Here is a 4,312-nt window from a genome sequence, read left to right on the forward strand (position 1 = left end):
TACAAGAATCAATTTGCTGGTAGAAGTCCCCCAAAATTGGGGGACCAACGGGGGCTTGGATGTAGCAAATGAGACTTTTCAGACAACCTCTAAACGAACTAACATGATCAAATACTTGATTAAAAGCCCTGTTGCTTGAGCTAAATAGAGATATTATTCGTAGCGTTGTTGTCGTTCTAAAATTTGTAGTCTAATTAAAGCTAAATCCTCAGCGTAATCTGGGGGAAATCCTTCCCATAAACTGGTCGAAGTAATATTTCCTTGAAGTATCTGTTGTAATGGTGGATAGTCCCAACCTTGCTGTAAAGCAGCCCTCGCCATGTCAAAATAGCTACCCCACTCGTTTTGCCAAAAGTCAAAATTTACTTCTAAGTCTACTTTTTCTGATTTAGCTATATCTGTACTGAGAATTGTTTCGCACCAAACAGTATTTAATTCACAAGCAATATCATCATTGTCGATACCATACTCATCTACCAAATCCCAGTTTTCGATGCAAGACTCGGTAATAGCAGTTAGCATTGCGATCGCATTTATATGACCAGTGTTGACACGGGTTGGATTACAGACGAGAAGCCTCATCCTGTGCGTGAATACCTCCGTCAGCAAGGATTTCGTCCACCACTTGATGTGATTGATGGCGCTGCACGGGTTTATGATCCCATTGTGCGCGGGTTAGCAGGAGAGCGCCTCTATGGGGTGTTCCTGAAAGACTATAAACCATGTGATTGGTAAGGTTATATAGCGCTACGCGCAAGTCAGAAGTTAGAATTTAGAATTTAGAATTTAGAATTTAGAATTTAGAATTTAGAATTGGGAATCGGGAATCGGGAATCGGGAAAACTGATCTGACTCCCGATACCCCCATCTCCCCATCTCCCCACACTCCCTACTCCCTACTCCCTTCGCTATAGTAACTCCTCAAGGGTTGATTAGCTTAAGCAAAATAGTCTCCCATTTTTCTAATGATGCTTTATCGCTAGTCTGAATTTTATGAATTACCCACTGCTCCATAATTGATGACCTAAATAAGTAGACTGGTTTCTCTAAGTCTTGATTCCTCATAATCAAACCTTGTTGTTCGAGAGAATATAAATCTAATTCTTGTTGGCTAAAAACTAAGTCAATATCACTTAAGTCAACAGTAATCTTTTGCTCCAGACTACCTTTCAACTTCGACCAAGCCATCAGTATCAACAGACCTTGCTCGACATCCCTGCACCGTTGCCAAATATCTTGAAAAATATGTCTAGTTTGACTTTCAAACTCCTTGGCAAAGGTTTCAGTATCAGGTAACTTCCCAGTTCTTAATTCTCTAAATAGCAAAGAACCAGCAATTTGTAGCAGCGCGGGATGTCCACCAGCCATGTTTTGAATAACATCCCGTAATGCTGGTGTGATTGGAATACCTTGTAGCAGAGTATCCACTTCAGTCTCCGTTAATGGCCTAAGTACCACAAACAGATAGTGATTGTACCACGGGGATTGATCTGGGGTTAGACTCGGTCCAAGTTCATTGAAACGTTTGAGTGAGGTGACAATCATTGATAGATATTCCCTCTCCCGAGATTGATAGGCAATACTGCGACACTCACTTAGAAAGACTTCTATGTCAGCTTGAGTATAGTGCGGGTTTTCTCGCAAAGCCGCATCATAGTCATCCACTAGCAACACCAAGAACTTGTTTCGTTTCCCAAGCTGCCCCAATACTTGGCGCATCCCCCTGGCAGTTGCTTTTCCCTGGTCGAGCAATGTTTCAATGTCACTCTTAAGGTCTGGCTCACTATCTAATTTATCCATCAGCTCAATTAGGACTTCTTGCCAAAACCCGGAAGCTGTAAACGGTTGGATACTTTCGCAACTGAATAGCACCATCACCGCCTGTGATGGCTCTTCTCCATACTCTTGCCAAACGTCCGGGGAAGCCAGGAGTTCCAGGAAAGAGGTCTTTCCCATCCCTGGGCCACCCCAAATCGCTAAGTTACTGCGGTTATATATTTGATCAAAGGCAGTCTCAATGAGAGATTTTCGTCCCACAAAACGGTCTGGGGGAACTGGTGCGCCTACAACGAAAGGATTGTTTAATTTGTTAAAGAGCTTATAAACCTCTTGATTATCTGGCTCTATGGTTAGCACTTGCTTCAATTGCTGCGTTGTGAGGATAACTTCCCCTACTTCCATCAGGTGTTGTGCATAACCTAAATGCGATCGCACTAATCCATCCTGATTCCGGACTCGATCAACTAGGTATGCTCGCTGATAGCATTGCACTGCTTTATCAAATACGTCACCTTCCAAATATATCCTTGCGATCTCGAATAAAGCACTAAAGTGATTGGGATTGGCTTTCAAAACCTGTTCATAGGGTTTCACCCCCTGAGCATTTCGTTCAATTGCTTGTTGATAACTAGCCTTAGCCTCTGGATCGAGGTCTTCCAATTCCAATATCTCTCGCCGCAATGGGTAACGTTGGACTAACCAGCGGCGGACTAATTCTATTTCTACTTTGTAATATTTTCCGTTGTAGGATGAAACTTGATCAGTTATTTCTACGACCCCTAAGAAACCTAATTTAAGCAGTTTTTCCCTAGCTTGAGTCAAAGACTCGGTGATGGTAACGCCATATTCTTCCAGTAAACTCAACGGGTCTTGCACAACCTGATTAGGATTTCTTTCAGCTTTTTTTTGAGCCTCTGCTACTGCGGAAAATATCACTCGTTCCAGAATCGGTAATCCATCCCGAAACCAGGTTAATCCTCCTTCACCAATTTCAATGGCATCATCAACAATTCTAGTCACATCATCACGAGTTACCTGCCACTTTTGTTCAGTTCTAGCTTGAGCAAACAGTGCATGACATAGGACCTGAGTGAAATAGGGATGACCTGATGTTAATGCTAAGATAGCATCGATTGCCTCCGACTCGTAGGTCAAAGACCCCTTAGCTGGTTCAGTAATTAACTCTGTGGCACTTCGTTCACTGAGCAAGCCAACTTTTTGGCTAGGAGCACCTTTAAATAATCCCAGCAACTTGGGCATATCATCCAGTTGCCGTCCTATAAACGGAATAATAAATAATCGCTGATCTTGTTCGATTAGAAATTTTAAATAATGGAAAAACGTTTCAGATGAAGACTCCTTTGATGAAGCAAGCTCTGAGGTATAATAGTTACTACTCAACACATCAAATTCATCTAGCAACAACACCAGCTTTTTATACCCTAATTCTTTATAGACTTTTGGTAAAAAGCTATCTGCAAAAAGATTCGGATTGGTTTCTAATTCCGTAATGCTTGGTAGATTAATAGGGTCAGATTCTAGCTGAATTTGTTTAATAATAGCTTGTCCTAAACTGTATAGAACACGGCTAAGGGATAACTGACTTTTGTCCTGTAGATCAAACTGAACAAACACAAATTCATCTTGCCCAACAAAATTGGGAATTTGTTTAAGTACAGTGGATTTACCAATACGTCGTTGACCATGGAACAAAATTACCTGTACGCCCTGCTGGAGGTTGTCCTCAATGAATTCAAACTTGTTGCGTCTACCGAAAAATAATTCTGGTTCAGAAATGGGACGACCAACAATGTAAGGATTTCTTCTAATATAAGGATTTTTCCGAACAGTTGCACTAGTCATGTTGGCTTTCTTCCCAGTTACGTTGTAAGGATTCAGCTATCAGCATTCAGCTATCAGCATTCAGTTATCAGCTATCAGCTATCAGCTATCAGCTATCAGCCAAGACCTGTGGCCACCCTACTTGAGGTGCGAACAGCTTTTGAATAAAATAAGCTGACGGCTGACTACTGTTCGCGTAGCGTGCGCGTAGCGCATATACTTAGATGGGCTTTTCCCCAGACTTTAAATGGGTGCATCTCCTAGAAGCTATTTTAACCGGTGGTGCGTTACGGGGGGGCTGTTCCAACGCTAGCTACGAGGAGGCAAATTAGGGCGAGCCCCCCTAACGCACCCTACTCAAAATTTACTACGCAAACGAGGTTTATTTTAAGCTGACAGCTGACAGCTGACAGCTGACGGCTGACTACTTACACTCACCCAATTAAGAACTGCTATATAGTATCACCACAAGCTCAGGAGAGCAACCTTAGTTTATCCGCTAATTGCGCCTTTTGGAAGAGCAGCTGTAACTTTTCCAATCCATTCTAGGATAGATGGCACCTGGTGCAACATTTAACCTCTCTAAACCTACCCATCAGCAGGAATGATCTGTATAGCACCAGGTGAAAACCTGGTGGTTGTTGCCGACAAAGCGCGGATCATTATGTTCCGCGCGCCATTCCAATCCCGT

The 4,312-nt window shown here is 42.6% G+C and carries 2 protein-coding genes and 1 pseudogene; 1 reads left to right on the forward strand and 2 read right to left on the reverse strand.

The window, feature by feature from the left end; genetic code table 11:
* Positions 1 to 153 precede the first annotated feature (153 nt).
* Positions 154 to 522, reverse strand: a complete 369-nt coding sequence (locus tag F6K20_RS26275; protein WP_008191688.1) for a hypothetical protein — start codon at positions 520 to 522, stop codon at positions 154 to 156.
* A 3-nt stretch (positions 523 to 525) separates the two neighbouring features.
* Between F6K20_RS26275 and F6K20_RS26280 the strand changes: the two are divergent.
* A pseudogene (locus F6K20_RS26280) lies at positions 526 to 735 on the forward strand (SDR family NAD(P)-dependent oxidoreductase); the annotation flags it as partial.
* A gap of 186 nt (positions 736 to 921) precedes the next feature.
* Here F6K20_RS26280 and F6K20_RS26285 read toward each other — a convergent pair.
* Complete coding sequence (locus F6K20_RS26285) at positions 922 to 3,642, reverse strand: ATP-binding protein (RefSeq protein WP_287267955.1); 2,721 nt, start codon at positions 3,640 to 3,642, stop codon at positions 922 to 924.
* Between the last annotated feature and the right edge of the window lie 670 nt (positions 3,643 to 4,312).

This window comes from Moorena sp. SIO2C4 (assembly GCF_010672485.1).
Classification (GTDB): domain Bacteria; phylum Cyanobacteriota; class Cyanobacteriia; order Cyanobacteriales; family Coleofasciculaceae; genus Moorena; species Moorena producens.

Coding starts and splice junctions, on each gene's coding strand:
- F6K20_RS26275 (WP_008191688.1), bottom strand. CDS start 522: ATGCTAACTGCTATTACCGAGTCTTGCATCGAAAACTGGGATTTGGTA.
- F6K20_RS26285 (WP_287267955.1), bottom strand. CDS start 3,642: ATGACTAGTGCAACTGTTCGGAAAAATCCTTATATTAGAAGAAATCCT.